At 70.3% G+C, this 26,864-nt stretch carries 15 protein-coding genes; 8 read left to right on the top strand and 7 right to left on the bottom strand.

What is annotated here, in order from left to right:
- Positions 1-8 precede the first annotated feature (8 nt).
- Positions 9-8,486: a GH36-type glycosyl hydrolase domain-containing protein gene (locus tag H5399_RS00985; RefSeq protein ID WP_182781164.1), complete on the bottom strand. Its 8,478-nt coding sequence runs from the start codon at positions 8,484-8,486 to the stop codon at positions 9-11.
- A 186-nt stretch (positions 8,487-8,672) separates the two neighbouring features.
- Between H5399_RS00985 and H5399_RS00990 the strand changes: the two genes are divergently transcribed.
- The 3 genes from H5399_RS00990 (at position 8,673) to H5399_RS01000 (ending at position 13,348) form a co-directional block, all read left to right on the top strand.
- A complete protein-coding gene (locus tag H5399_RS00990; protein ID WP_370585658.1) occupies positions 8,673-10,277 on the top strand; it encodes a peptide chain release factor 3 in 1,605 nt (534 codons plus the stop codon).
- Positions 10,278-10,925: 648 nt separating this feature from the next.
- Positions 10,926-11,903 carry a DUF4349 domain-containing protein gene (locus tag H5399_RS00995; RefSeq protein WP_182781166.1) on the top strand — a complete coding sequence of 326 codons (978 nt, stop codon included), beginning with the start codon at positions 10,926-10,928 and terminating at the stop codon, positions 11,901-11,903.
- Positions 11,904-12,118: 215 nt separating this feature from the next.
- Positions 12,119-13,348, top strand: a complete 1,230-nt coding sequence (locus H5399_RS01000) for an exonuclease domain-containing protein (RefSeq protein WP_182781167.1) — start codon at positions 12,119-12,121, stop codon at positions 13,346-13,348.
- A gap of 58 nt (positions 13,349-13,406) precedes the next feature.
- Here H5399_RS01000 and H5399_RS01005 read toward each other — a convergent pair whose 3' ends face one another.
- Positions 13,407-13,811, bottom strand: coding sequence for a DUF5997 family protein (locus H5399_RS01005; RefSeq protein ID WP_182781168.1), 405 nt, complete (start codon positions 13,809-13,811; stop codon positions 13,407-13,409).
- Between the two features lie 35 nt (positions 13,812-13,846).
- On the opposite strand from H5399_RS01005, the gene H5399_RS01010 reads away from it, so the two are divergent.
- The gene (locus tag H5399_RS01010) at positions 13,847-14,518 is read left to right on the top strand and encodes a LysR family transcriptional regulator substrate-binding protein (protein WP_370585659.1); all 672 of its coding nucleotides are present in this window, start codon (positions 13,847-13,849) and stop codon (positions 14,516-14,518) included.
- A gap of 20 nt (positions 14,519-14,538) precedes the next feature.
- Here the strand turns inward: H5399_RS01010 and H5399_RS01015 are convergent, their stop codons facing one another.
- Positions 14,539-14,781, bottom strand: a complete 243-nt coding sequence (locus H5399_RS01015) for a hypothetical protein (protein ID WP_182781169.1) — start codon at positions 14,779-14,781, stop codon at positions 14,539-14,541.
- Positions 14,782-15,194: 413 nt separating this feature from the next.
- Between H5399_RS01015 and H5399_RS01020 the strand changes: the two genes are divergently transcribed.
- The 4 genes from H5399_RS01020 to H5399_RS01035 all read left to right on the top strand — a co-directional run bounded on the left by H5399_RS01020 (position 15,195) and on the right by H5399_RS01035 (position 21,124).
- Positions 15,195-17,123 (top strand): Hsp70 family protein, encoded by a 1,929-nt coding sequence (locus tag H5399_RS01020; protein ID WP_182781170.1) that lies wholly within the window; start codon positions 15,195-15,197, stop codon positions 17,121-17,123.
- The gene (locus H5399_RS18380; protein ID WP_182781171.1) at positions 17,120-19,537 is read left to right on the top strand and encodes a helix-turn-helix transcriptional regulator; all 2,418 of its coding nucleotides are present in this window, start codon (positions 17,120-17,122) and stop codon (positions 19,535-19,537) included. Before H5399_RS01020 ends, H5399_RS18380 begins: the two co-directional genes overlap by 4 nt.
- 112 nt (positions 19,538-19,649) lie before the next feature.
- Complete coding sequence (locus H5399_RS01030) at positions 19,650-20,468, top strand: IniB N-terminal domain-containing protein (RefSeq protein WP_182781172.1); 819 nt, start codon at positions 19,650-19,652, stop codon at positions 20,466-20,468.
- Between the two features lie 23 nt (positions 20,469-20,491).
- On the top strand, positions 20,492-21,124 hold the full coding sequence (locus tag H5399_RS01035) for a hypothetical protein (RefSeq protein WP_182781173.1): 633 nt from the start codon (positions 20,492-20,494) through the stop codon (positions 21,122-21,124).
- Here the strand turns inward: H5399_RS01035 and H5399_RS01040 are convergent.
- The 4 genes from H5399_RS01040 to H5399_RS01055 form a co-directional block, all read right to left on the bottom strand.
- The gene (locus tag H5399_RS01040; RefSeq protein ID WP_182781174.1) at positions 21,014-22,576 is read right to left on the bottom strand and encodes a dynamin family protein; all 1,563 of its coding nucleotides are present in this window, start codon (positions 22,574-22,576) and stop codon (positions 21,014-21,016) included. The two genes, H5399_RS01035 and H5399_RS01040, sit on opposite strands and share 111 nt — an antisense overlap.
- Positions 22,573-24,444 carry a dynamin family protein gene (locus H5399_RS01045; RefSeq protein ID WP_182781175.1) on the bottom strand — a complete coding sequence of 624 codons (1,872 nt, stop codon included), beginning with the start codon at positions 24,442-24,444 and terminating at the stop codon, positions 22,573-22,575. Before H5399_RS01045 ends, H5399_RS01040 begins: the two co-directional genes overlap by 4 nt.
- A 121-nt stretch (positions 24,445-24,565) precedes the next feature.
- Complete coding sequence (locus H5399_RS01050; RefSeq protein ID WP_182781176.1) at positions 24,566-25,516, bottom strand: hypothetical protein; 951 nt, start codon at positions 25,514-25,516, stop codon at positions 24,566-24,568.
- Positions 25,517-25,703: 187 nt separating this feature from the next.
- Positions 25,704-26,837 (bottom strand): lycopene cyclase family protein, encoded by a 1,134-nt coding sequence (locus H5399_RS01055; RefSeq protein ID WP_182781177.1) that lies wholly within the window; start codon positions 26,835-26,837, stop codon positions 25,704-25,706.
- Positions 26,838-26,864: the final 27 nt, after the last annotated feature.

Genomic DNA, 26,864 nt, shown 5'->3' on the forward strand with positions numbered 1-26,864 from the left:
TGGTCATGCTACGCCTGCGGGTTCGTGAGGTTCTGGTCCACCCGCCACTGGTCGCCGTCGCGGCTCACCGTCACCTCGATGCGGCGCCCGCCGCGGCGCACTGTGGCGCGGTAGCCGTCCCAGTGCAGCGGCAGCCGGGGGTCGACGCGCAGGGTGTCGCCCTCCCAGGTCAGCCCCAGGATGGCCTCGACCCCGACCCGGTAGAGCCACCCGCTGGAGCCGGTGTACCAGGTCCAACCGCCCCGGCCCACGTGCGGGGGCCGGCCGTACACGTCGGCGGCGAGGACGTAGGGCTCCACCAGGTAGCGGGCGACCCCCTCGGGGTCGGCGGAGCGCCGGACGGGGTTGAGCAGGTCGAACAGGCGGTGCGCGGTGTCGCCGTCGCCCGCCTCCGCCGCCGCCCAGGCCAGCCAGGCCGCCGCGTGCGTGTACTGGCCGCCGTTCTCCCGGATCCCGGGCAGGTAGCCCTTGATGTAGCCGGGGTCGTCGGCGGTGTGCTCGAACGGAGGGTCCAGCAGCAGTGAGAGCCGCTCGTCCCAGCGGACCAGCTCTTCCACGGCCGACGCCAGCGCGGTGGCCGTGCGGTCGCTCCGCGGGGCTCCGGACAGCAACGCCCAGCTCTGGGCGATGGAGTCGATCCGGGCCTCGGGTTGGGTCGCGGAGCCCAGCGGATGGCCGTCGTCGTAGAAGGCACGCAGGTACCAGCGGCCGTCCCAGGCATGCTCCTCGACGGCGGCGAACAGCTCGTCCGCCCTCGTGCGTTGGGTGGCCGCCTCGTCGGCAAGCCCGGCCAGCTCGCACAACTCGGCGAAGTCCCGCAGCACCGCGCCACCGAACCAGCCGAGCCACACGCTCTCCCCCCTGCCCTCGGCGCCGACGCGGTTCATGCCGTCGTTCCAGTCTCCGGTACCCATCAGCGGTAGGCCGTGGGCGCCGGCGGTGATGCCCCTCCGCACCGCCCTGCGGCAGTGGTCGAGCAGGTCGGTGTCGCGCGGCGACGCGTGGAACGTGTCGTAGCGCTCGGCCTCCTCGGGCGCGAGGGGCTCGCCGTGCAGGAAGGGGACGCGCTCGTCCAGGACGGCGACGTCGCCGGTGGCCCGGATGTAGCGCGCCGTCACGTAGGGAAGCCACAGCAGGTCGTCGGAGATGCGCGTCCGCACCCCGCGACCCGTCGGCGGGTGCCACCAGTGCAGGACGTCTCCCTCCTCGAACTGATGTGCGGCGGCGCGCAGCAGGTGCTCGCGGGCGAGGTCCGGCCGCGACCATTGAACGGCGAGCACGTCCTGCAGCTGGTCGCGGAAGCCGTAGGCGCCGCTGGACTGGTAGAACCCCGTGCGGCCCCACAGCCGCGCGGTCAGGGTCTGATACGGCAGCCACGTGTTGAGGAGCAGGTCCATCGCGGGATCCGGCGTCTCCACACTCACCCCGCCGGTCGCCTCGTCCCACAGCGCCCCGACGCGGCCCATCGCGTCCCCGATCGCGCCCGGTTGCCGCAGCTGGGCGACGGAGGCGGCCGCCTCGTCGACGCCGTCGGACTGGCCGAGTAGGAACGCCACCTCATCCTCGCCGGCCGCCGGGAGGTCGACGTGGACCTGCAGGACGGCGCACGGGTCCACGCCGACGCCGGCGCGGCGGGACAATCCGATCCGGGACAGCCCCGCTGGGCGCGCGAGGCTGCCCGCGCGGCCGATGAACTCGCCGCGGTCCGCCGTCCAGGCGTGCAGCGGGTGGGTGCTGGCCACCCAGGCGACGCGACCCGAGAGGTCGGTGTGGAACGGGTTGCGGGCGAGGATGACGCTGGAGGCCTCGTCGAACCGGGTGGTCACCTGGTGGCGGGTGGTGTCGCGGGTGCCGCCGAGAACGAGGTCGGCGAAGTAGGTGAGCGTCACCCGGCGTGGGCGGGAGGTGAGGTTGGAGACCTTGACCCGAACCACCACCGCCGCGGGATCCTCGCTCGCGAAGACGGTGGTGGTGAGCAGCAGGGCGTGGCTGGAGTACTCGTAGGTGGTGTACCCGACGCCGTGGCGCACCAGGGTGGGCCGTTCGCCTCCGCAGGGCTGCGGGGTGGTGGACCAGAAGGCGCCCGTCTCCTCGTCGCGCACGTAGACCGTCTGGGCGGGCAGGTCCGCCAGAGGGTCGTTCCGCCAGGCCGCCAGCCGGTTCTCCCCGCTGTTGACCGCCCACGCCGCCCCGAGCCCGGCCTCCGTGGCGAGGCAGCCGACCTGGGGGGTGGCGATCACGTTGGACCACGGGGCGGGGGTGTGGGTGCCTGGGGGCAGGAAGATCTGGTACTCCCGTGCGCCGGCGTCGAACCCGCCCAGCCCGTTGTCGAACTGCAGCCCGGTCGGCCGGGCCACCGCGGGACCGGCGGCGGCCGAGAACATGCTGCTCGTCTGGTCGCCGGGCCGGGGATCGAACGGGGGGAGTGCGGCGGGGGCGGGGCCCATCAGCCGCGACAGCCGCAGGGTCAGGTCGCCCTGCCCCGGGTCGAGCACGACGCGCGCGGCGTGCCGGAGCCACCCGAGCGCGTGGCCGCCCACGTGCGTGCTGTTGAGCAGGAAGACCCCGCCGCGACGGCCCAGCCATCGGTCGGCGTCGTTCCTGGTGATCACCCCGAGGGCTGCGTCGCGCACCCCCGCCGAGTACCCCGTCGGCTCCTCGTCGACCACCACGACGTCCACCTCGATGCCCCGACGGCGCCAGTAGCGGTGCGCCCGGAGCACCTGGTCCAGCAGGGGGAAGTCATCCTCGTCGGCGATCCCGACGTAGAGGATCGGCACGTCACCGGAGACGCCGAGCCCCCACAGTGCGCCGAGCGCCTCTCCCGGCACCACGCCGTCGGGCGCGGGCACCCGCACGTCGGGGGAGGGGAACAGCAGCAGGCCCAGGAGCCGCTGGGTGGTGGCCAGGTCGTGGCCGGCGAACCCGAGGTCCTGCAGTTCGCGCACGGCGTGCGCGGCGGCGAAGGTGGAGGCGTGCTCCAGGTGCGACCACACCCGGTAGCGGTCGATGAGCAGCTGCGCCTGTTCGCGGCTGGGGGCGAAGCCGGTGACCACCGCCAGCCGGACGCGTCCGTTCTGCTGCAGCGTCACCTCCTGGCCGAGGGCCAGTGCAGGATCCAGCGGTGCTTCCGCGAACTCCCGCTCGGCGCCCCACCAGCCGGCACGGGGATCCAGGGCGGCGGGGCGGGCGGGCGTCCGGTGGCGGCCCAGGAACTGCGCCCGGTCGCTGGTCAGGCGGGTGGGACCCCATTCGCCGCCGTCGGGCTCCGGCCCGCGGACCACGAAGGCGAACACGAAGCGCTCCGGCTCGTCGGCGGCCCGCGGCCTCCGTCGGAGCAGCAGGCCCGGCAGGCCCGGGATGGGCTCGGCCTCGACGAAGAGGCGGCTGAAGGCGGGGTGGCGGAGGTCGTCGCCGGCCGGCGCGAGGGCGATCTCCGCGTAGCTGGACACGCCGAGCCGGCGCGCCGTGGGCGACTCGTTGCGCAGGTCGAGCATCCGGATCTCGACGTCGTCGCGCGCAGCCACCGTGACCTCGAGGTGGCTGTAGATGCCGGCGTGCCGCTGGCGGAACTCCGCCTTGGAGGGGCCGAACAGGGTCTCCTGGGGCGCGGGGCCGCACGGGCTGGCCGTTGCGGACCACAGGTTCCCGTGGGTCAGGTCCTGCAGGTAGAGCCACGACCCGGAGTCGTCGAGCGCCTCGTCGGCGCGCCATCTGGTGATCGCGATGTCGCGGTGGCTGCTGTGCCCGGCCCCGCTGTCGGTGAGGAGGACCGAGTAGCTGCCGTTCGACAGGCAGTGCAGGCCCACCGAGCGTCCTTGTGGCGGCCCGACGGTCCAGGGGACGGTGGGGGCGATGGCCTCCACGGCATCCCCGGCGTCGCCGTCGGGCACCACGTCCTCGTCGACCGGGCCCGTGGCGGGCAGGCGGGCGCCGGCACCCCCAGGCACCTGCTCGGCGAGCAGGAGGCTGATCGCCGCCGTCGACGGTTCCTTCTGGAAGCGATGCACCATGCGTGGCCCGTCGAGGTGGGCGGCGAGGGCGAGCATGATCATCCCCTGGTGGTGAGCCATGTGGGACCGGACGATGCCGAACTCGCGCCCGAGTGGGATCCGCGACGGCGTGAAGTCCACCGCCTCGTACATCCCGTAGCTGCCCATCGCGCCCAGTTCCTCGAGCCTGTCGAGGTTGGCCAGGACGGCCGCCGGGTCGTAGGGCAGCCCCAGGACGCTTGCGTAGGGGGCGACCACCAGGTCGTCGGCCAGCCCGCGGGTCAGGCCCGCCCCGGGGACCCCGAAGGCGCGGTACTGGTAGCCGGAGGCCGCGTCGAAGGCGTAGAAGCCGGACTCGGAGATGCCCCACGGCACCCCTCGGCGCCGTCCGTAGGCGATGTGGTGGGCCACGATCGCGGCGCAGGTGTGGCCGAGCAGGCTGTCGCGTGGCGTGGGGACCAGCAGGGTGGGCATGAGGAACTCGAACATGGTCCCGCTCCAGGAGGCGAGCGCGTGGTCGCCGTCCAGGGTGCGGGTCATCGGGCGGCCGAGGTGCAGCCAGTGGTCCTGTGGCACGTCGCGCTTGGCGATGGCCACGAGGCTGGCGATCCGGGATTCGGAGGCGAGGAGGTCGTAGTAGCTGTCGTCGAGGCGGCCCGTGTCGATGCTGAAGCCGATGTGGAACACGCCGCGGCCACGGTCGTACAGGAAGCCGAAGTCCATCTCGGTCACCATGGCGCGCGCCCGGCCGGCCAGGGATCTCAGGGATTGGAGGGTCCGGTCTGCCGCCGAGGCAGCGACCTCCAGCGACGCCGTCAGTGCACGGGCCCACGCGCGTGCCGCTGCGGGTGCGTCCGCGAGGGCGGCGACGAGATCGCGTGCACCGGCCGCCGCCTCACGACTGGCGCGGGGGAGCTCCGCCCAGGTCAGCTCCACCGGGAGGGCGTCGAGGACCCGTTGCCAGGCCTCGGCGGCGGTGCCGGCGCCGAGCGCGTCGGACCAGGCCGGATCCGGACGCGACGACAGCCAGGGCAGGGCCAGCCCCGCCTCACGCTCCAGCGCCTCCAGGTGCCGATGGATCAGCCCTGCGTGCAGGCGCATGGCCGCGACGGCGATGGGGTCCAGCTTGCGGCCGTGCTCCACCAGGTCCGCCAGGAGCAGGGAGACGTTGGCCCGCACGTCGGCGAGGAGGGCGGGCAGGGCGTCGAGCCAGCTCGTGGGGTCGGCCTCCACCGTGGCCACCCGTCGATCCAGCTCCGTCAGGTAGTCGACGAGGGCCGGCTGGCCCGAGCCGAGCGCGCTGGCCTCGTCGGCCACCAGCATGATCGCGTCGCGCAGTCCCTCCCAGGCCGCGATGGGCCAGACGGGACCGAAGGGCAGCTCGTCGCAGCCCTGCGCCAACACGATGAGGCAGGCCGCGAGGTTGCCGCTGTCCACCGTCGAGACGTAGCTGGGCGGCAGCGGGCGCAGCGTGCGGGTGTCGACCCAGTTCACGGGGTGGCCGCGGTAGTGGTCGATGCGGTCCAGGGAGTCGAAGGCCGATTCGAGGCCGGAGACGAAGCTCTGCGTGCCGAGGTAGCCGCGGTCGTGCGCGGCCAGGGCGGCGACGAAGTAGAGGCCCACGTTGGTGGGGGAGGTGCGGTGCGCGACGACGCCGAGCGGCTCCTCCTGGTAGTTGTCCGGAGGGAGCCAGTTGTCCTCGGGTCCGACGAACTGTTCGTAGAAGAGCCAGGTTCGGCGGGCGAGCGTCCGCAGGCGGCGGTCCTCCGCCGTCGTGAGGGAAACCTTGACCCGCCGGTCGGGGCGGCTGGTGAGCTGGAGGATGAAGGGCGCGGCGAGCCAGGCGGCGAGGAAGGGCGCGGCCGCGGGCAGCGCCGACGGCCGGATCAGCGCCACCGCGACCCCGAGTGCCAGCGTCAGTACTGTCGCGGGGACCGCCGCCCGCACTGCCGTGGCCAGCGGGACCGTCCTGCCCACCCGTCGCACCGCCCCGGCGGCCGTGGTCCACTCCAGCAGATTGCGCCGCGACACGTACATCCGCCACAGGGTGCGCACGATGGCGTCCGCGCTGATCATCGCGTCGCCGGCCAGCCCCACCAGCAGGAAGCCGGCCCGGGCGAGCTGACGCTGCAACGGGGCCAGTCCCGTCTGCCACCTCCTCCCCCGGTCGCGGGTGAAGAGGGCGGCGACGGCGCCGGACAGGGTGCCCAGCGCGCCGGCCAGGAGGCCCGTCACGGGGCTGGCCAGGGCGAGCAGTGTCCAAGCCCACGGGGAACCGGGCAGCCACAGCCAGGCCGCGGCGAGCAGCGCGACGATCGAGGCGGGGACCAGGCTGCGGCGGAGGTTGTCCGCCAGCTTCCAGCGCGCGAGCAGCGGCAGGGTGTTGGGCTGGCGCCCGTGCTCCGTGGGCACGCGCGGCCCGAGCCAGCGCAGCAGCTGCCAGTCGCCTCTGATCCATCGGCTCAGCCGCAGCGAGGCCACCAGGTAGTTGGGCGGGTAGTCCTCGTAGACGGTGATGTCGCTGACGAACCCCGCCCGGCCCAGCGAACCCTCGAACAGGTCGTGGCTGAGCAGCGAGTTCTCCGGCACCATGCCGTCGAGGCTGCGCTCGAAGGCGTCCACGTCGTAGATGCCCTTGCCCATGTAGCTGCCCTCGCCGAACAGGTCCTGGTAGAGATCCGAGACGGCGATGTTGTACAGGTCGACGGTGGAGTCCCCGGCGAGCGCGCGGGTGAAGGGGGAGAGGGTGGCGCTGACCGGATCGGTCTCGGAGCGCGGCTGCAGCACCGTGTAGCCGGCCACCACCCTGCCCCGATCGTCGAAGCGCGCCCGGTTGAGCGGATGCGCCAGAGTGCCGACGAGACGCGCGGCGGCGTCCGGCGGGAGCACGGTGTCGGCGTCGAGGGTGATGACGTAGCGCACGCCCGTGAGGCGTTCGGTGTCCCCGGCCAGCAGCTGGAAGGACGTGTCCGTGGCGCCGCGCAGCAGGCGGTTGAGCTCCTGCAGCTTCCCGCGCTTGCGCTCCCAGCCCATCCAGGTGCCCTGCGCCTCGTTCCACAGCCGCCGCCTGTGCAGGAACAGGAACGGGGCGCCGGACGTTGCGGCGTTCAGCGCGGCCAGTGCGGCCTCGGCATGGGCGAGGACCTCGTCGTCGCCCGGTGCGGCGGCGGCCTGGGCGTCCGGGAAGTCGGTGGCGGCCGCGAAGACCAGCTGCGGGTCCGGGTTGCGCAGGTAGTGGGCGCGGATGTTGTCCAGCATCGCGTCGACATCCTCCGGGCTCGCCACCATGCCCGGCACCACCACCAGGGTCCGGTGCTCCTGCGCGATGCCGTCGCTGAAGTCCAACTTGGGGAGGACCCGCGGGTGGAGGGTGCGCGAGAGGGCCCAGTTGACGAGGTGGACCGCGGCGGTGAGGGCCGGCACGATCGCCAGGACGGTGGCGGGGAGCGCGGCCCAGGGGTCGCGGCTGCCGGCGTAGAGGCCGGCGGCCACGACGACGGTGGTGGCGATCAGCAGGATGGGGAGCAGGTAGGTGGCGGTGGGGCGATCGAGGAACGCCCGCCGCATGCGCTGGCCCAGCGGCGGCCGGCTGCCGACGGCGGCCTCCAACGCCCGCGCCCCCTCGCCGATGAGGTAGTAGCCCACGTGCCGTTCCTGGGCGTCGTCGGCCTGCTCTGCCAGCCCGACGGCGGCCTGCGCCACCTCGATCTCGGTCCGCTGTGAGGTGCGGGTCACCTGCTCGACGGCGGTGCGGTAGCGGTTGCGGCTGTCGTATTCCATCGCCGGGTAGTGCCCCGAGGGGTCGCCGTCGGCCAGGATCCCGTGGAGGACGCTCAGCCGCTCGGCCGCGGGCTTCCAGTCCCACCGGTCCAGGGTGCGCAGGCTCACCACGGCGGTGGCGATGATGTCGTCGTCGTCCTGCGCCCTCGCATCCCTGCGGGTGGGGGCGGGACGATAGGGCGACGGCGGCGTCAGGCCCGCCAGCCGCGCGGCCGCACCGGTGACCGCCTCGAGGAGCACCGCGCGGAGCATGGACGGCAGCACCCACACCTCGCCCTGCGTCAGCACGGTATGGCGCTGATAGGCGTCGACGAAGGCGAAGAGTTGCTCGGGATCCAGTTGGAGTTCGTCGGCGGTCAGGATGGCGTCTGCCAGGACCAGGCTCCTCGGGTGGGCCTGCTGGTCCGGCCGACCGACCAGCCACGGCAGCTCGCGATAGAAGTGGGAGGGAAGATCCTGGCGCACCTGGCCCAGCGCCTGTTCGACGAGGTAGTAATTGTCCAGGAACCACTCGGCGCCCGACGACGGGGCCGCCGCCCTACCCCTCCTGCTCTGCGCGGTCCGCGAGGCACGCAGCGTCTGCAGGAGGTCCGGGAACCGGCCGGGCAGGTCGATCGGGCTGCCCCGGCGCGTTGTGGTGAGGGCGCCGTCGTGGGCCAGCCCCAGGCTCGCGGCGTCGTTCCCCCGGGCGGTGTCGTCGTCGCGGCTATTCATGATTGTCGTGCACCCCTCTCGGAGGCGTCCCTTTGGATGGTACTCGGACGCCACGCGACAGGGCGCCTCGCAGCACGCTCAGGTATCCTCGGCGGAGATGTCTGGATCTCCGCACCCGTCGCCCCGCCACCTCCCGCGACGCTCCTCCTGCCCTGCAACTCGCGTGAACCGTGCCGGTGCGCCGTGGTGAGCCCCGGTGAGGTGGGCGCCCAGGCCGCCCGCCGTCGCACCATCGCGGTGATCAGCCACCCCGACGCGGGTAAGTCCACGCTCACGGAGGCGCTTCTGCTGCACGCCCGAGCGATCGGGCAGGCGGGCGCCGTGCACGGCAAGGCGGGCCGCCAGGGCACGGTGTCCGACTGGATGGACATGGAGAAGGACCGCGGCATCTCGATCAGCTCGTCGGCGCTGCAGTTCCCCTACCGCGACTGCATCATCAACCTCGTCGACACCCCCGGCCACGCCGACTTCTCCGAGGACACCTACCGCGTCCTCACCGCCGTCGACAGCGCGATCATGCTGCTCGACGCCGCGAAGGGCATGGAGACCCAGACCATGAAACTGTTCGAGGTGTGCCGCTCGCGCCGCATCCCGATCATCACCGTCATCAACAAGTGGGACCGCCCCGGCCACGAGGCGCTCGCGCTCCTCGATGAGATCGAGAAGCGCACCGGCATGGTGCCCACGCCGTGGACCTGGCCGGTGGGTGTCGCGGGGGACTTCCACGGGGTCATCGAGCAGTGGAGCGACGAGTTCGTCCGTTTCACCCGCACCCCCGGCGGCAGCACCAAGGCCATCGAGGAGCGCTTCACCGCCGACGAGGTGGGGGAGCGTGACCGGGCGGACTTCGACGCGGCCCGCGAGGAGCTGGACCTGCTCGCCGCCGACGGCTACGTCCACGACCAGGAGCTGTTCCTGGCGCAGGCCACCACCCCCGTGTTGTTCACGGCCGCCGTGTCCAACTTCGGCGTCGGGCACCTGCTCGACGTGGTGGCCGACATGGCGCCGTCGCCCACCGCCAGGCGCGACGTGGAGGGCCAGCCGCGCGCTGTCGAGGCGTCGTTCAGCGCCCAGGTGTTCAAGGTGCAGGCCGGCATGGACCGCGCCCACCGCGACAGGCTCGCGTTCGCGCGGGTGTGCTCGGGGGTGTTCTACCGCGGCGACGTGATCACGCACGCCGCGACGGGCAGGTCCTTCACCACGAAATACGTCAGCAGCGTCTTCGGGCGGGACCGGGAGACGGTGGAGGAGGCGTTCCCGGGCGACATCATCGGCCTCGTCAACGCCGGCACCCTGCGGGCCGGGGACACCCTGTACGGCGAGGACCCCGTCGAGTACCCGCCCATCCCGTCGTTCGCGCCCGAGCATTTCCGGGTGGTGCGCGCCGCCGACCCGTCGAAGCACAAGCAGTTCCAGAAGGGGATCGAGCAGCTGGACCAGGAGGGCGTGGTGCAGGTGCTGGACTCGGAGTCGAGGTCGCGGCAGACGCCGATCCTGGCCGCGGTGGGACCGATGCAGTTCGAGGTGGCCAGCCACCGGATGGAGCACGAGTTCAACGCGCCGGTGCGCTTCGATCAGCTCCCCTACACGCTTGCGCTTCGCGCCAAGGCGGACGACCTCCGAGACATCAACTCGGTGACCGGAGTGGAGGGCGTGGAGCGTCGCCAGGATGGGGCGTCGCTCGCCCTGTTGACGGGGAAGTGGCAGGTGTCGACGTTCCGGCGCCTGCATCCGCATGTGGTTCTGGAGTCCATCAGCACGGACGTCGAGGACACCCTCCCGTCCGCCTAGCCGCCCATCGCTCCCTGAGGAGGGCCGCCCGAGGAGCGGCGTGGCCGTCTTTCGCTCCCTGAGGAGGCGCGCCGCCGAAGGCGCGGGTGCCATCTCGAAGGGTCGTGACTACCACCTTCACGCAGTTCTTGTGGTCGGGTGCGGTGAGGCGTGAGTCGATGCCCGGGCGGCCGTTGTCCATGCTCTGGAGGTCGTCGCGGCCGGGGTCTGTGGTCGGGTTGCTAGGTGTACCGCCCGGGCATCGCCCCCGTCTCCCCGCACTCGGTCCTCCTGTGGCGCTGTCTGTCCGGGTGTGGGCCGGCAGGGCGGCGTTGGGGCTGGGTCTGCTTGGGCGGGATGCCGGTTGGGTGATCGTCGGGTTGGGCACCGCTGGGCAGTGCCGCCCTGACGTCCCCCACCCTCGCTGGCAGGTCCGGGTTCTCGACCCGTCGAGACCGTCCCCACACCACTAAATGTCATGCTGAGGGTCGTACTCGACTCTGAGCATGACATTTAGAGGGCCGAGCTCGCCCCTCAGGTCCTCAGTTCCTCGGGCGGGGCGGTGATATGCCCCGGTGTAGGCTCGATGCAGCGACGGCGAGGCCGGTGTCCACCGCAGAACGACGGCATCCGGCCCCTCGTCAGGCTCACGTCCTGCAAGGAGGCACGATGATGCTGAAGGTGTGGTTGAGGAGAGGTCTGGCGGCGTTCGCCGCGATCCTCATGGCAGTGTTGATCGCCGGCTGTTCCGGATCCGGGTCCAGCTCGGAGGAGATGCCCGGCGTCGAACCCGCACCCGCCGTCGGCGGCGACAGCGGGGCACTCCCTCAGAAGGACGGCGAGGAGGACACCTCTGGCGACGGCGACCGTCTCGTCATCCGGTCAAAGACGCTGCGTCTCGAGGTGGACAGCACCGCGGACGCCATCACCGAGGTCCGCGACCTGGCCCGCACCCACGAGGGCACCGTCTCGAACATGCAGGTGGCCACCGGCGACGACTGGCTGTACCACTACGACGAAAGGGGCACCCTCGTCGGCGACGGGGCAGCGCTGCGGGGCTGGATCACCGTGCGCGTGCCCACCGACTCCTACGAGGACTTCGTCGCCGCCGTCGCCGAACTCGGAGTGGTGAAGTATCAGTCCGAGGCCACCGACGACGTGACCCAGGAACACGTCGACCTGTCCGCCCGCCTCGAGAACATGCGCGCCCAGGAGGTGCGCCTGCGCGAGTTCTTCGAGGCGGCCGTGAAGGTTGAGGAGATGCTGGCCATCGAAACCGAGCTGGGACGGGTGCGCGGGGAGATCGAGTCCCTCGACGCCCAGGTCACCTACCTCGAGCGGCAGGCCGCGATGGCGACCGTCTCGGTGGAGCTGACTGAGCCCAGCGCCGTGGTGCGGCCCGACGGTGAGTCATGGGGCTTCGTCGAGGCCATCACCAGCGGCATTCGGGGAGCGGCACAGGTGGTGACGGTGGCGTTGACCGTGCTCATCGCGACGTCCCCGCTCTGGCTCCCCGCGCTGATCCTGTTCTTCCCCATCCGTGCGTGGGTGCGCCGCCGCCGCGCGCCTGCCGCGCCCCCGGTGCCGCCCTCAGCCCCGCCGGCCGGTTCCGATGCCGAAGGACCCTCCTCGCCTTCGGCCGAGTGAGCGGCAGCGGTCATCGCCGCGATGGCCTGCGGCAGGCGCTGGATGATGCCGTGACAACGCAGTCCCGGCCGCACGTTCGGTGGTCACAGCGTTCGCGACACTGCCATAGGACACCCGGAGGGCCGCCAGATCGTCACCTGCGATCAACCCACCCCGAGTGCGACGCTGTCCGACCCTGCCGATACGTTGAGTCGACCGTCGGAAGAGGGGGACCAATGGCCGGGTACACAGTCATCGATTTCGAGACCACGGGGCTCAGCCCAAGACACGGTGACCGGATTGTGGAGATCGGTGTCGTGAAGGTCAGTCATGAGGGCGAGGTCTACGACGCCTGGAGCACCCTTGTGAACCCGCAGCGAGATGTTGGCGCCTCGAGCATCCACGGGATCACGGCTCGCGACGTGGTCGGCGCACCCACGTTCGACGACGTGGCACCGTCCCTGCTCGATGCCCTGGATGGGCGCATCCTTGCGGCTCACAATGCTGGCTTCGACACCAGGTTTCTCTCTGCCGAACTGCGCCGTGCCGGCTACGAGGTAGAGGACCTCGCCGTCCCCGCCGTCTGCACGATGGCGTGGTCCTCCGCCTTCTACCGCGAGTCCAGCCGTCGGCTACGGGACTGTTGCGCCTGCGCAGGGGTGGACCTTGACGGTGCACATAGCGCCCTCGGTGACGCGTTTGCCACAGCACAGCTCCTGTCCAGGTACCTGGACTGTTGCCATCATCAGCCACTGTGGGAGGAGACCATCGCTGCTGCCAGGCAGTTCAGGTGGCCCAGCCACGGTTCCGGCACAACCGGTGTGCCCTTCAGATCACGGACCGACAACGCCCCCGCGCGTCCCGATGGCTGGCTGGAGCGGATAGTCGCCCGCATGCCACGGTCGGCAGACGCTCAGGTGGACTCATACCTGGCGGTTCTTGAAATGGCGATGCTCGACGGGTACCTGTCGCTCCACGAGCAGGATCAGCTGGTCGAGATCGCTGGGGCAGCCTCGCTCACAAGGCCGCAAGTCCTGGCGCTGCACGCGGAGTACCTGCACGCGATGGCCGTAGTGGCGCTGCAGGACGGTGTCGTGACACCGCAAGAGCGCGCTGACCTGGATCGTGCCGCGTCGTGCCTTGGGCTGGCCCCCCATGACGTCGAAGGAGCCCTCGAGAGTGCGGCGGAGGAGGGTGGGACCGCGGGACTGGTGATCACTGGGCTGACGCTGCAGCCAGGCGACCGGGTGACGTTCACTGGTGAGATGTCAGCGGACCGATCCGTCTGGGAGGCGCGCGTCCGACAGGCAGGTTTGCATCCCGCAGGACTGGCCAAGTCGACGAAGGTGCTTGTAGCAGGGGATCCTGACTCGTTGAGCGGCAAGGCCTCGAAGGCGCGTGCATACGGCGTTCCGATCGTCGACGAGACGGCCTTTGACACGATGATGCGCGACCTGGAGAGCTGACGGCTCCAGGGCAGATCCTGTCGCCCCGCACCGGAGCGGGCCGCGCCGCGACCCGGTGTCAGCGCCAGCGGCCCCGCTGTTTCGGTGCAGTCGATCGCGGCTTCCTGGCTGGTGCGGGCTGAGGCTCGCCGGCCTGGGCCTTCAGCACCTTCTTGTGTGTCTCCCGTTCCTCGACCAGCCAGCCGGGCGGATCGGCGATCAGTTCCCCGATCTCGTCCGAGGTCATCGCATCACTGACGCCGGCGCGGGCCAGGCCGGCGCGTGAGATGCCCAGCTTCTGGGCCACCACGTCGCGCGGGAACGGTCCGTTGCGGCGGAGCTCGACGAGCCAGGCCGGCGGGTCCTCGCGGAGGGCGTCCAGGTCGTCCCGGGTGATCGGAGTGTTCTGGAACTCCTCAGGCGCGGCCGGCAGGTAGATGCCGAGCTTGGCGGCCGCGGTGGCCGGCTTCATGGTTTGGCTCATGCCCGCAGCCTATCCGGGTGGGGTACCCTGCGCCCGTGACCACTCCCCGCGACCCCGGCCCCGCAGCACTGCGCGTGGGCAACGTGGCGGGGGTCACCGTCACCAAGTGGCGCCGGATCTGGGAAGAGCGGTTCCCGCGGACACCGCTCAGCGTGGTCGAGGTGGCCGAGGCGGACCAGCGACGCGCACTGCTGGGCGACACCGTCGACATGTGTTTCGTCAGGCAACCGATCGACGGCGAAGGCCTGCACGTCATCCCGCTGTACGACGAGCTGCCGGTGGTGTGGATGTCGAAGGACCACGAGCTGTCGCTGCTCGACGAGGTGACGGCGACGGATCTGGTCGACGTGCGGGTGATCGCCGACGCTGAGCCCGCCAGCGTCGAGCTGGCCACCTACTCGGCGGCCGTGTTGCACCTGCCGATGTCGATCGCCCGGTCACACAGCCGCCGTGATCTGGTCTACCGGCCCCTCGTCGATGCCGCACCCACGACGGTGGCCCTGGCCTGGCGGACCGACAACGACAACGGGTGGATCGACGAGTTCATCGGCGTCGTCCGCGGCCGAACGCCGAACAGCTCGCGCACCGCCAAGGAGCGCGGTGACGAGCAGAAACCAGCCGGCACAGCTGCGCAGCCGCGGAAGGCCGGGGTCGCGGGTAGAGCTGGACGCGCGAGGGGGAGTGGCGGCAGGCCCGGCCGTCGGTGACCTCGACCGGTTCCGGGGGGTCAGCGGCGACGCGGCGGCGGGGTCTCCCCGTTGGCGACCTCGTCGATCCAATCGATCGCCTCGTCCGTCAGATAGAACCCGTCCGCGCCGCTGTCACCGGCCCGCCACGCGTCGGAGTCCTTGTCGCCGCCAGCCCGCGTGATCTCGGCCACGAGGGCGGCTGGCACCACGTCGCCGTTGTTGGCGATCAGGTATTCGCGCGACTCGCGCCGCAGCTTGGGCCACCACTCTTCGATGTTCATGTCCACATTGTCGACCAGCGTCGCGGATCGGGGGGCCAGCGCCCCGAACTGGGCGCGTCGGCACTTCGGCGAGACGGTCGCGATGTCCAGGCATGAACGCCGGGGTCGCGGGGTCAGAGCCGTTGCCCCATGCAACAAAGGGCAAGCCCTGGGGAGGGACCTGAAGCCGCGCTGTGAGCGGCCACAATCCTGCTGGCAGAGAGACCCTTGTAGTGAACACCCTAGCCAAAGCCCAGTTGTGACCGCGGTGGCGCGGCGCCGGAGGGCGGGTCTGAGGGAGCCGCGCGCTTCTCTGAACGAAAGTTGATCTTCAAGGTGACCTCCCCCTCTGGTAATCTCGGAGTTGGGTTCCTGCCTTGGCCGGCACCCCAACATTGGAGTTCGCGTTTCATTACCCGGGGGGGACCACGCTCATGGCTGAGTCGTACTATCTGGGGATTGACGTGGGCACAGCCCGCGTCTCCGCCGCAACGGCGCGGCCAACCCATGACGGCAGCGTGGTTGTCTCTCATGTGCCCCTGGGGCACCGCAACGACAACGCACCAGCCGTGGTGTTCGTCACTTCACATGGTGGCCTCCTCTTCGGCGACACCGCCGAACGCCGCGGCCTCGCCGAGCCCGAACACCTCGTGCGCGAGTTCACCCGCAACGTCGGAGACGACGTGCCCCTGTCGGTGGGCGGTCACAGCGTAGATGCCCCCCATCTACTGGCCCAGACCGTGGCCTCCGTCGTCTCCGCCGCCACCGAGTCCGAGGGCGCGGACCCCGCCGGCGTGACCGTCACCTACCCGTCTTCCTGGGGCCCCCACCGCACCGGACTGATCCGCTCGGCCCTCACTGACGTAGGGCTGCCGGATGTGGCTCTGATGTCCGAGGCGGAGGCGGCGGCCCGCAATTACGAGGCCACGCACCCACTGGAGCCGGGCAGGTCCGTCGTGGTCTACGACCTTGGCGGCACCACCTTCCACACCGCCGTCACCCGGAAGGGGAGGGACGGCTCGCTCTCGCTCGTGGGCCAGCTTCCCGGCCTGGACAACGTGGGAGGTGCGGACTTCGACGACCTCGTGTTCCGCCACGTCCTCCGCGGCGCCGGCGCCGAGGGAATGGACCTGAGCAGCCCCGACACCCGCGATGCGCTGATCCAGTTGAGGCGCGAGTGCGTGGACGCGAAGGAGGCCCTCTCGTTCGACACTGAGGTCACCATCCCCGTGCTGCTGCCCCAGGTCTCCACGAAGATCCGCCTGACCCGCTCCGAGTTCGAGGCCATGATCGACGGGCACATCGACCGCACCGTCGGCGCGCTGGACGACGCCGTCGAGGGCGCGGGCGTCGACATCGCAGACGTGGACGCGATCGTGCTGGTGGGTGGATCCTCACGCATCCCCCGGGTGGCGCAGCGGCTCTCCGAGCTGTTCGACCGTCCCATCGTCGTGGACCAGGACCCGAAGTCCTCCACCGCGATGGGCGCCGCCAGGGGGTCGCTGTTCAGCCATGTCGCCTTGGCCCACCCGTCCACCGCGCTCGCCGTCCGAAGCGACGGCGAAGTGGCCCTCATCGCAGACGACGAGGAGGACTCGGCCGTTGTGGCCATCCACGAGGCCACCACTCCAGAGGCCGTCCCGAGGGTCAGATGGTGGTCCGGCCTGGCGCTGGCGGCCGTGGCGGTCACCGGCATCGTCATGATCGGCGGCACCCTCCTCAGTGAGCTCACGTCCGGCGACGAGGGATCCTCCCCGAGGGCCGCGGCCTTCCAGGCCCCGGCAACGCTGGGCCCCAGCGGAAGTTCCGGCGCCCCCGAGACGTCCACGGCCACAGTGGCGGGGCAGACCCCTGCACCTGACGCAGGCAATCAGCAGCAGCAGCAGCAACAGCAGCCGGCGGCCCAGCAGAACCCGCTCATCCAGCGCGAGACCGAGACGGTGGAGAAGCTCATCACCACCGAGACGCGCACCACCGTCACTGCGACGGCGTCGCCGGGCGCACCCACCATTCAGCGGACCACGCCCGCCATGCCGACCCCGCCGAGGACGACGACCACCCCCACCACTCAGGCGCCTGCTCCCACCACCCAGGCACCTGCTCCCACCACCCAGGCTCCCGCGCCCACCACCCAGGCTCCCGCGCCCACAACGCAAGCACCGGATCCCACCACACCGGCCCCGGATCCCACCACACCGGCCCCGGATCCCACCACACCGGCCCCGGATCCCACCACGCCGGCCCCGGATCCCACCACGCCGGCACCGGATCCCGTCCCGCTCACGGCAGACCCCACTCCCGCGTCTGCGTCGGCGACGACGACGACACTCTCGGCCTCGCCTGACCCAGTCACAGCGCTGTGATCCAGACGGGGGGTCCGGGCGAGCCCATCGGTGTGCTGACGCACTTCACGGGCGCCCAGCATGCCTGGCGTGAGACCGCAGCCCTGGCCAGCCCGTCGGGGCCGGTACGTGCCTTCGTGGTGGGGCCCGCCGGCTCCGGCAAGTCCACCCTGCTCAGCCAACTCCAGGATCTCCTCACGCTCCGAGGGGTGCCCAGCACCCAGCTCGACACCACCACAGACATCTCCACACTCCCGCCCACCGACGTGCTGCTCGTCGACGACCTCCACCTCGTCGACGATGAGCGCACCCAGTTGCTCCTGGCCAGGTGCGCCACCCGGGACGCTTCCATCGTGGTGGCCAGCAGGCCATGGCGACACTCCAGCCTCGCCACCGACATCGCCCGGCATCTGGAGCGCAGCGCGCCACCTGTCGTGCTCGGTCTGGTGACGCTGGCCGATGTGACCGCCTACCTGGGACACCGCGGGCAGTCCGTCGAGCAGGCGTGCCTGGACCACCTCCTCACCCTCACAGGAGGCGTAGGGTGGCTGGTATCGAAGGCGCTCGCCATTCATGAGTCGTCCGCACCGTGCAGAGACCCGCAGCATCAGGACCTGGTCCGGGGCCTGGAGGCACGCATCCTGCACCGCCTGGACACCGCGGAGGAGCCGCTTCGACGGTGGGTCGAGTTGAGTTGTGTAGGCGGCGCAGGTGACGGTTTCTTCAGCGACGACGTCTCGGCAGATGATCGCATCGCCGAGGCGTACGCCGAGGGCCTGCTGCTGCGCAACGGCAGCCCGGTCCCGGTGGTGCGCTCGGCCGTGCGGGGCGCCCTCCCTGCGTATCGGGTCCTGGCTCTGGGTGCCGCCGGCCCTGACGCCGACGGCGTGCCGGGTCCGGACCTGGTGCTGCGTCGGGCACTTGCCGCCTGGCACGCGGGCGCACTGGACCAGGCCTCCTCGCTCCTGGACGCTCTGCTGGCGGAGGACCCGGTCCCGGCTGGGGGCGCGGATGTCGCGGCCGCGGTGTGGGCGGCCAGGGGACTGATGGCCACCGGCAGCAGCGTCTACTCCGCCCTTCCTCCGGACAGCCCGTCGGCGCTGGTGAGGGCAGCCATCGCCCACGTCGGCGCCGGTTTCGCGGAGCAGCTGAGGCCCGCTCCGGAGACGACGGCCGAGCCCGGCCAGCCGGAACCCCGCCGTTCCGCTCCGTGCACGCTGGACATCGCACTCCAGCTTCTCGACGAAGGGCTGCGCGCTTCGCTCCTGCCCACCCCGCCGTCGTTCACCGTCACCCGCCTGGTGCGGGCCTCCGAGCTGTACACCTCGTCGCACGCCACCGATCCGCTCCCGGAGTTGCCGGCCGTGATTGCGGCGTCAGTGGCGCTCGGGGCGGGCGAACTGTCCACTGCCCAGCATGTCATCGACGCGGCGGTCGCCGGCGGCCAAGGAGGCCGCTGGGCCCGGCGGCGGTTGCTCCTCTGGCAGGCCTTCGTGGCGCTCCAGGGTGAGCGTCCGTCAGAGGCACGGGCCTCGCTCGAGGAGGCGACGGCGCTGCCCACCCCGGTCTCGGCCAGGGATGAGTTGATCCGGCAGACCATCCTGGTGACCCTCGCGAGGCGCTACCAGGACCTCGCTGCCCTCGAGGCCGCCTGGGCGCAGGCCCACGAGGGCATCCGCCACATCGACGTGGACCTCTACACGCTGCTCCCGTTGAGCGCTCTGGTGTCCGCCGCGGCGCGCGTGGGGGACGCCACCACTTTGTCGGCTCATTTCGCGCAGGGCCTGGCGCTGCTCGAGCGTCTCGGATCGCCGCCGCTGTGGTCGCTGCACCTCAGGTGGGCGGGAGTCCAGCAGGGCATCCTGCTGGACAAGCCCGAGCTGCTCGGGCCGCACGCGAAGGCGCTGGTGGTTGCGTCCACGAGCCTGAAGGTGGCAGAAGTGATGGCCCATGCCGGTGGGATCTGGGTGTCCGTGCTGTCCGGCAACGTGGAGCCCGACAGCGTGGAGGAGGCGGCCAAGGCGCTCTCCACCATCGGGCTGGCCTGGGACGGGGCCCGCCTCGCGGCACACGGTGCCGGGCGCGCCACGGACCGCCGGGTCTCAGCCCGGCTGCTCACCGTGGCCCGCCAGCTTCACCCGACGGCAGAGGAGGCTCGGCGGTCCGAGCCGGCCTCCCAGACCCCCAAGGATGCGCCGAGCGCCGCCGAAGGATCGCTGCTCAGCGACCGCGAGCTGGACGTGGCACTCCTGGTCATGCAGGGCAAGACCTATGCCGAGATCGGACAGACCATCTTCATTTCGCCACGCACCGTCGAGCACCATGTCTCGCACATCAAGCGACGTCTCTCGGTCACCAGCCGCTCAGATCTGATTGCCAAACTGCGCGTCGTGATCGACCCGTCGCGGCACCAGGTCGGATCGGAGCACCGATGACCACGCACCCCCTAATGACCTACTCCGGGAGTGGGGGAAAGCCCCGATGCCTTCCCGCCATCCCACCCCGTAGTTTGAAAGCCAGCGCCACCCGACCCTTGAGGAGACAGCCATGACAACCCCTTTGGTGACCATCGCTGACGCGCTGATTGAGTTCATCCTCAGTCTGCTGCGAGACCCGAACGCAGCTGCGGAATTTGCCGCAGCACCCGAAGAGACCCTGGAAAGGAGTGGTCTCGGCGACATCTGCGGAGAGGATGTCAGATCGGTGGTCCCCGTCATCGTGGACCACCCTGACGTCACGCCCCGGCCGCATCCCCCCCAGCCCCCCGTCGTCATCGTCAATCCGCGCCCGCCCACAGTGGTGGAGGAGATCACGCGGGTGGCCAACAACTTCCACGTCGACAACCGCTCCACCATCGTGGACCAGTCCGTCAACCAGAGCATCTGGGCGGAGGGGGATGTACTTCAGGTCTTCGATCAGGAGACCGTCCTGGCAGTGGGCGACGCATCGATGGCAGCCGGCAATGACGCCACGGTTGATTCCTCGGAGACCGACACCACCGTCGGTGATGTCTCCATCGGCAACACCGAGACCAACGTCGAGATCGATGAGTCGTTCAACGATGAGTCGCTGACCGCTGACGTGACCCTCAACCAGTCGGCCGAGAACTCGTTCAACGAGGCACCCGTCAACGTCGAGGTGGACACCGAGGTCGACGACTCCTTCCAGAACACGGAGACCACCGTCATCGAGACCGAGATCACGACCGCATCGGTCGAGGCTCCTGCTCCTGCGGTGATGGCGGCCCCCGAGCCTGAGCCTATGGCGGCCGCCGTCATGGAGGAGCAGTACGAGGAGCAGCCCACTGAGGACTACTCGTCGTCTGACGAGGACGAGTACGCCGATCCGGACTTCGACGACATCTGAGTCGGGCTCTAGAATTGAGTCGCATGACCGACGAACGCCCCACGGCCCGCCCCTTCCCCACCGGAACGGGCGGGCCAACGGCTGATTCGGGGCGCAAACGCCCCGAGCGCCCAGCCTTGGACAACCCCAACGCGGCCCCCGTGATCGTCAAGCAACCTCCACCCTTCTCGATCCGGGTGACCCAGCTGTTGTGGGTGTTGGGTCTCGTGGCCGGCTCCGTCGCGGTGGTCTACTACTTCGTGGTGCGAGAAGACCAGCTTCCGCTGATCATCGAGGCAGTCCGCGGAGTCGACGGCTCCCGCCAGGACAGCACCTACGCTACGGCGGCGGACATCATCTACTGGTCGGCCTTCTGGGGCCTGGTCGCGCTGCTCCTCATCCAGATCACGCTGCTGGTGTCCTTCATGAACCGCAAGGACGGGGCCAGATGGTGGATGTTCTTCACCGTGCTCGGCCAGGCAGCGCTGTACCTGGTGGCCAACGAGCTCGTCGCCGAGGGGGAGCACGGAGAAATCCTTCGCCAGATGTTCGCCGTGCAGGGCGGGCTAGTGCTGCTCGCCATCCTGGTGAGTACCTTCCCCGGGGCCCTGCGCTGGACTGCCCGCAAGCACGACGTCCGCAAGGGCGTCATCGCCTCCCCGGGAAGCGAGGTCTGAGGCCACCGCCTCCAGGCTCCGGATCACCACCCGACATACTTCCACGCCTGCCCGGTCGGTGAGGGGGGACTGCGTCCTGGCCCGCCACCGGTCGAGCTCCTGCTTGAGCCGTTCGGACAGGGCCGGCGCCTCAGTGTCCTCGGGCACTCCGAGCCGCGCCGGCGTGGTGGTGCCGTTGGCTCCCACGATGCGCCCCGCCTCAGCCGCCTCGTCCGCGGACAGAGGAAGGCCCGAGACCCGGGCCTCGGACAACAGAGACAGCTCGCGCAGCCCGTGTGCGGTGGCCTGGATTCGCTCGATCCCGCCGAGGATGGGTGAGGCGCCGTCGCGCGGGTTCTCGCGCAGGAGTTGGGCCAGGCCGTCGAGGACGGCTCGCACCTTCAACGCCTCGGCGCGGGCGCCGAAGTGCAGGCTGATGAAGCTGCCGAGCTCATTGAGTCCGCTGTATTCCACGAGCCGTTCGGTGAGCTCGGCGGAGTTGGATGCCCCCGCCCGGATCATGGAGATGGCCAGCCGCACCCCGAAGATCCCGAAGCGGGAAAGGAGGCGGCGTCTGACCGCCTCGTTGGGGGAGGCGACCTGTTCAGGGCGCACAAACCGGTCCGCCGACACCAGGAGCTTCTCCCGCTCCCCACGCTCAAGATCGGCCAACGCCCGGAAAGCGGCGAACTCGTCCTCCCGCAGAGTGCGAGCACCCTCGGCAACCAGACCAGCGACGGGCAGCACCCCCAGGGCCAGCGAGGCCAGATCGCCGTGCTGTTCGTAGCGGCGGGCTACCTTGCGGGCCGAGAGGAGGGAATCGATCCGCCCCGAGCCGATCTCGTCGGCCCGCGACAGCACGGACACGGCGTTGACGGTCTTCGAGGCGCCGGCAGCAGTGTCCCGGAAGGCCTCGAGGAACTTGAGATCCGACGGGTGGAGGTGGCGTAGCAGGTAGACGATCGCGTCCGCCGACGATGGCGCATTGTCCGGCGTGAGGAAGGCCGCGGACCGTGCCGAGACGTCGCGGGACAGGGACTCGATCCCTGGGGTGTCGATGAGGATCAGTGAGCGCAGCACCCGTGACGGCCAGCCCACATCGATGCGCTCCACCTCGTCCGGGCGAAGTTCCCCCAGGTCCAGGACCAGCTTGCCGTGGGCGCGGGCTATCGGCAGCCTGCGGGGCTCGCCGGAGCGCGGATGGAGGGTGATCGACGGGGTGTCCGAGTACCGGTACCAGGTGACTACCCGGGTGCACTCGCCAGCATCGGTGGGCGCGATCTGCTCGCCCAAGATGGCGTTGAGCAGCGTGGACTTGCCGGCCTTGACGATACCCGCCACCGCCATCCGGAGTGGCTCGGCCAGTCGCGTGCTCAACCCGTCGATGGTCTCGACTGCAGCCGGGTCGCCCTCGTAGAGTCGACGTGCCGCCGCGAGGAGTGCGACGGAATCCTCGTTGGCACCTGCGCTCACCGGCCGAGCACCTCTTTGACTCGCGCCTGCGGCAGCTCCGGAAGCTGTGCGCGCACCTTGTCGAGCTGGCGCAGGTGGTTCTGAAGCTCGAGCACCCGCTTGTCGCGCTTCTCCGAGTAGATGCCGGCCGACTGCTTGGCGGACATCACGGCCTCCGTGAGCGAGCGGTGAAGCTGATCCGCGATGGCACCGAAGTGGTCGCGCGCGGTGCGCTGGACGATCCGCAGCCGGTCCTTCAGCTGCTTGCTCACCTGGAACGTCACCTCGTCGATGTACCGTCGAACGATGCCCTTTGCCTCGAACCGGCGGCGAAGGAGGCGGGAGTTCATGTCCTCGCGGTAGGCCCTTCGGCCGACCAGGACGCCGGCGAGCAGCGACAACGGATTGATCAGTGTCATTCCGATCAGGCCGGTGGCAAGACCCACCATGAGCACGCCACCGTACGAGCCGCGCACCCCGATGTAGATCTTCTCCACGGCCCCGAGCTGGCCGGTGTGATAGTCCGGGATCTCGTCCACCGCATCGAGCACGCCGTCGGTGGCGCCGACGGCGATGACCGGCAGCGAAGTCTCGTCCTGGATGAACAGATCCGCAATCTCCTCGGTGAGGGCCTTGCCCCGCTCGTCTGTCCAGACGAAGGTTTCGGACACCGCGGCGGCGACGCGCTGGTCGATCCACTCGGCGATCTGCTCCCAGATCGGCCCGGGATCCCCCTGATCGATTGCGTCCTCCGCCTCGCGTTGCACCCGGCGGAGGCGGTCGCGCAGATCGTGCTCCATGTCAGAAATGAGGTCCGCCACGCCGTCGCCGAGGGCCACCTGCCAGCGCGACGACCGGCCGCGGAACTCGTCCGCGCGCGCCTTCGCCTCCTCCAGCTGAAGGATCAGCTGCGGGGTGTCCTCCGGATTGAGGAGCGCAGTGAGCTCGGTGCGGGCGGCCATCGTCATCTGGTCCACCACGAATACCAGGTCGTGCACCGCGCTGCGGGTGTTGATGACCTCCGCGCGCCGCAGCACGTCGAGGCGCAGGTGGGAAACCAGGTCCGGGAAGCCGGATTCGTTGTTGAGTTCCCGGTCCTGCTCCGAGGCGGCGAGCAGCCGCAGGTCGCTCGAGACAGCGAAGAGGGGGAGCTCGCCGATGCCTTCCAGATGTCCCTTGTCGATGCCTTCGATGGTGCGCCAATCCGGATACAGGTCCGTCTTCGCCAGCACCGCCGCCACGTTGGGCGAGATGCGCATCGCGTGCTTCAGGAGCTGCACCTCGGGCTCGGTGTACTCCTGTGACGCGTCCGAGACCATCAGCACCGCGTGGGCCGAGGACAGCGCGGACAGCGTCGTCAGTGCGGAGGAGGAGTCCAGGCTGCCGATCCCGGGGGAGTCCACGAGGCGCAGACCGCCCCTCAGGATCTCCCGCGGCAGCACCACCTCGGCAGAGACGAGGTGGCGTTCGTTGCCGGGATTGCCGAGCTCCGAGACGTACTGCGCCAGCTCCTCGAAGCGGATCGGTTGCCGCTGGATCTCCGACTTGCCGCCGTGGGTCTCCGAGCGAGTCAGGATGGTTGCGGCGGGCGCTTCCCCGTAGCCCACGGCAGTGGGGACGCTGGTGGCCACGTCGTCGTCGATTGGGCAGACAGGAGCGTTGACAAGGGCGTTGATCAGTTTGCTCTTGCCCTGCTTGAACTCGCCCACGATGACCACGCGCACCTCGGGGTCGCGGAGGCGGGCGTGGGTCTGCACGAGACGCTCGGAAAGATCGGTGCGGCCGCCGTTGGCAGCCATCGCGCCCATCGTCTCCACCAGCCCGATCAGCGACTTCTGGTTGGGGAGCACCAGTGCACCCTCAACTTCGCCCCGAGCCTGATCACTCATTCGGGTTCCTTCCCGCGATCGGTCATTGGTTTCTTCATCGTAGGCCATCACGGTTCAGACGCCAGTTACCCGGCCACCGTGACGGTGGCCGGGCAACCGGCGTGAGAAGGCGTGTCGAGGATCAGAGCTCGAACTCGACCTCGCCGCCGGTGGTGGCAGCGGCGGGGCTGAAGATGTTGCCCTCGTTCTCCCACTCGAACGAGTTGAGTTCGGTGACCTCGCTGGTGAACGAGTCCTCGATCTCGACATCAAGGTCGACGTTGGTGGACTGGTCGTTGAAGGAGTCTTCGATCTCCAGCTCCCAGTCGTAGTCGTTGTCCACCGAGTTGTCCTGGAACGAGTCGGAGATGGTGGTGGTGGTCCACGTGTTGCCCGTCCAGATGTCGCCGAACTCCATGTTCACGGAGGAGTTGTCGACGTCGATGTCATCGCCGGCCGCCATCGAGTTGTCCCCGAAGGCCACGTTGGCCGTCTGGCTGAAGTCCTGGCTCACGTCACCGCCGTGACCGGTGTTGATGACCTGGTTGACCGACTGGTCAAGGTTCAGCGAGCGGTTGTCCAGCTCGAGGTCCGCGCCGCCGCCGTGCCCGAAGCCACCCTTGCCGCCGAGGCCGCCGAGGTTCAGGTCGCCGACGTTGGTCTGGTACTGGCGCACGCCCACCGTGGTGGAGTGGTCATTGAGGGTCTGGTGGTTGAACGAGCTCGTGATGTTGAACGAGTCCACCGCCTTCTCCGAGTTGTCGTTGTAGGAGTGCTCGGTCTCGTGCTCGGTGTTGTAGGAGTCCTCGATCTCGGTCTCGGTCTCGGTGTTGAAGGACTCGTCGGCGTCGACGGAGTTGTCAACTGAGTTGTCGGAGTTGTCGGAGTTGTCGGAGTTGTCCGAGTTGTCCGAGTTGTCCGAGTTGTCGGTCGTCGAGGAGTCGCTGGTGGAGTTGTCGGTCACCGAGGAGTCGCTGGTGGAGTTGTCGGAGGCGTCGACATCAAGGTCGGCGTCGATGTCGACGTTGGTGGAGTTGTCGTTGTAGGACTCGTCGACGTCGACATAGCCGGGTGTGTTGTTCTGGTGGGACATGACCCTTGCCTTTCTCTGGCCGCCGATCTGGCGTGTTGAGGTAATTCTTCATCCGGCGGCGGAGCCGGGCATCGGGGGTGACCCCGCAAACCCCATAGGGGTTGACGGGGATTCCCGCGGCTGATGGCCGACTGGCTAGGGGATCGGGGTCTGGAGTTGCTGCATTCCACCCGCGGGGCGGCCCGAATCAGCGTCGTCGCCCGGGTCCGAGCGTCGCGGCTATCAGCTGCCGCCGACCCGACATCGGCATCCGGGCGAACATCCCCCACATGGCGGCGGCAAGCCCGGGGGCGGTGGAGTCCCGCGACATGAAGTCGCGCTGGGCCTGGCCCGGGAGACGCCCGAAGGCGTCGAACAGCGCAAGTGTCCCGGCCACATCCAGGCGGAGCAGGGCACGCAGGCCCATCTCGCGGAATACGTCCGCGGGCGTGTGGGGGTCCGGCGTCATGGGTCGCCCGCCCGCCAGGTCGCGGGCCAGTGCATCGGCTCTCAGCAGCGAATGGGCCACCGAATACCCGGTCACCAGGTTCCCGCCGCGCCCGGCGGTGCCGACCGCCGTCGTCCCAGGGGCCGCGGGCCAGCCCCGTCCGCGCATGGGGATGCGCACCACCTCCCTGCTCAGCGGATGATCGACGGCGGACTCCGCCACCCCCCGCGACACCAACCGCGTCCGGAGCCTTGCCCGGAGCACTGGGATGGGCAGGCCGGGTGCGGCGGCGAGGCAGGTCTCCTCGAGCAGCACCTCGCCGCCCCCGAGGGGGATGGCGTAGAGGAAGGTGGGGGTGCCGTGAGGGAGGGGATCCTCGGACCAGTCGGTGCGCCAGTCCATCAGCAGCGCCGCCGCCCCCTGCAGCGCCGGCGCAGCGGCTTCGGTAGGCAGCACGATCCCGAACGCCGTCTGAGCCGGCGAGGGGTCCCTGGGAATGATCCCCTCGGGCCTCGCGCCGCGCGCGTCGACGACGACGCGGGCCTCGGCTCTGAGGCCCGCGACCCCGTCGTCGGTCAGCCGCCCGCGGCGCAGCTCCACCCCGTCGAGAGGGAAGGCGGCCTGGAGGGCGGTGTTGTCGAGGACGAGATAGTCGCGGGGGAGTGGGTAGGCGCCGTGGGCTCGCAGCTCGGGGTGGGGGACGCGGGAGCGGACCACTGATTCGGGCAGCGCGCCCAGCTCGTCGCCCCAGATGCCGTAGGTGGGGCCCCAGACCGCTCCGGGGCGGGGATCGACTGCGAGGACGCGCATCCCGCGGGCCGCGCACCGCGACGCGAGTGAGCGCCCGGCGGGCCCGAGCCCGACCACAACGACGTCGTAGGAGGTGGCGGTCACGGTCCTATCGTTCCATGTGGCGGAAGG

Origin of the sequence: Tessaracoccus sp. MC1627 (genome assembly GCF_014164725.1) — a bacterium.
Taxonomy (GTDB): domain Bacteria; phylum Actinomycetota; class Actinomycetes; order Propionibacteriales; family Propionibacteriaceae; genus Arachnia.

What these genes read in the sequence shown, in the direction of transcription:
- H5399_RS00985 (WP_182781164.1), bottom strand. Translation starts at nt 8,486, where the DNA reads ATGAATAGCCGCGACGACGACACCGCCCGGGGGAACGACGCCGCGAGC.
- H5399_RS00995 (WP_182781166.1), top strand. Translation starts at nt 10,926, where the DNA reads ATGATGCTGAAGGTGTGGTTGAGGAGAGGTCTGGCGGCGTTCGCCGCG.
- H5399_RS01000 (WP_182781167.1), top strand. Translation starts at nt 12,119, where the DNA reads ATGGCCGGGTACACAGTCATCGATTTCGAGACCACGGGGCTCAGCCCA.
- H5399_RS01005 (WP_182781168.1), bottom strand. Translation starts at nt 13,811, where the DNA reads ATGAGCCAAACCATGAAGCCGGCCACCGCGGCCGCCAAGCTCGGCATC.
- H5399_RS01015 (WP_182781169.1), bottom strand. Translation starts at nt 14,781, where the DNA reads ATGAACATCGAAGAGTGGTGGCCCAAGCTGCGGCGCGAGTCGCGCGAA.
- H5399_RS01020 (WP_182781170.1), top strand. Translation starts at nt 15,195, where the DNA reads ATGGCTGAGTCGTACTATCTGGGGATTGACGTGGGCACAGCCCGCGTC.
- H5399_RS01030 (WP_182781172.1), top strand. Translation starts at nt 19,650, where the DNA reads ATGACAACCCCTTTGGTGACCATCGCTGACGCGCTGATTGAGTTCATC.
- H5399_RS01035 (WP_182781173.1), top strand. Translation starts at nt 20,492, where the DNA reads ATGACCGACGAACGCCCCACGGCCCGCCCCTTCCCCACCGGAACGGGC.
- H5399_RS01045 (WP_182781175.1), bottom strand. Translation starts at nt 24,444, where the DNA reads ATGAGTGATCAGGCTCGGGGCGAAGTTGAGGGTGCACTGGTGCTCCCC.
- H5399_RS01050 (WP_182781176.1), bottom strand. Translation starts at nt 25,516, where the DNA reads ATGTCCCACCAGAACAACACACCCGGCTATGTCGACGTCGACGAGTCC.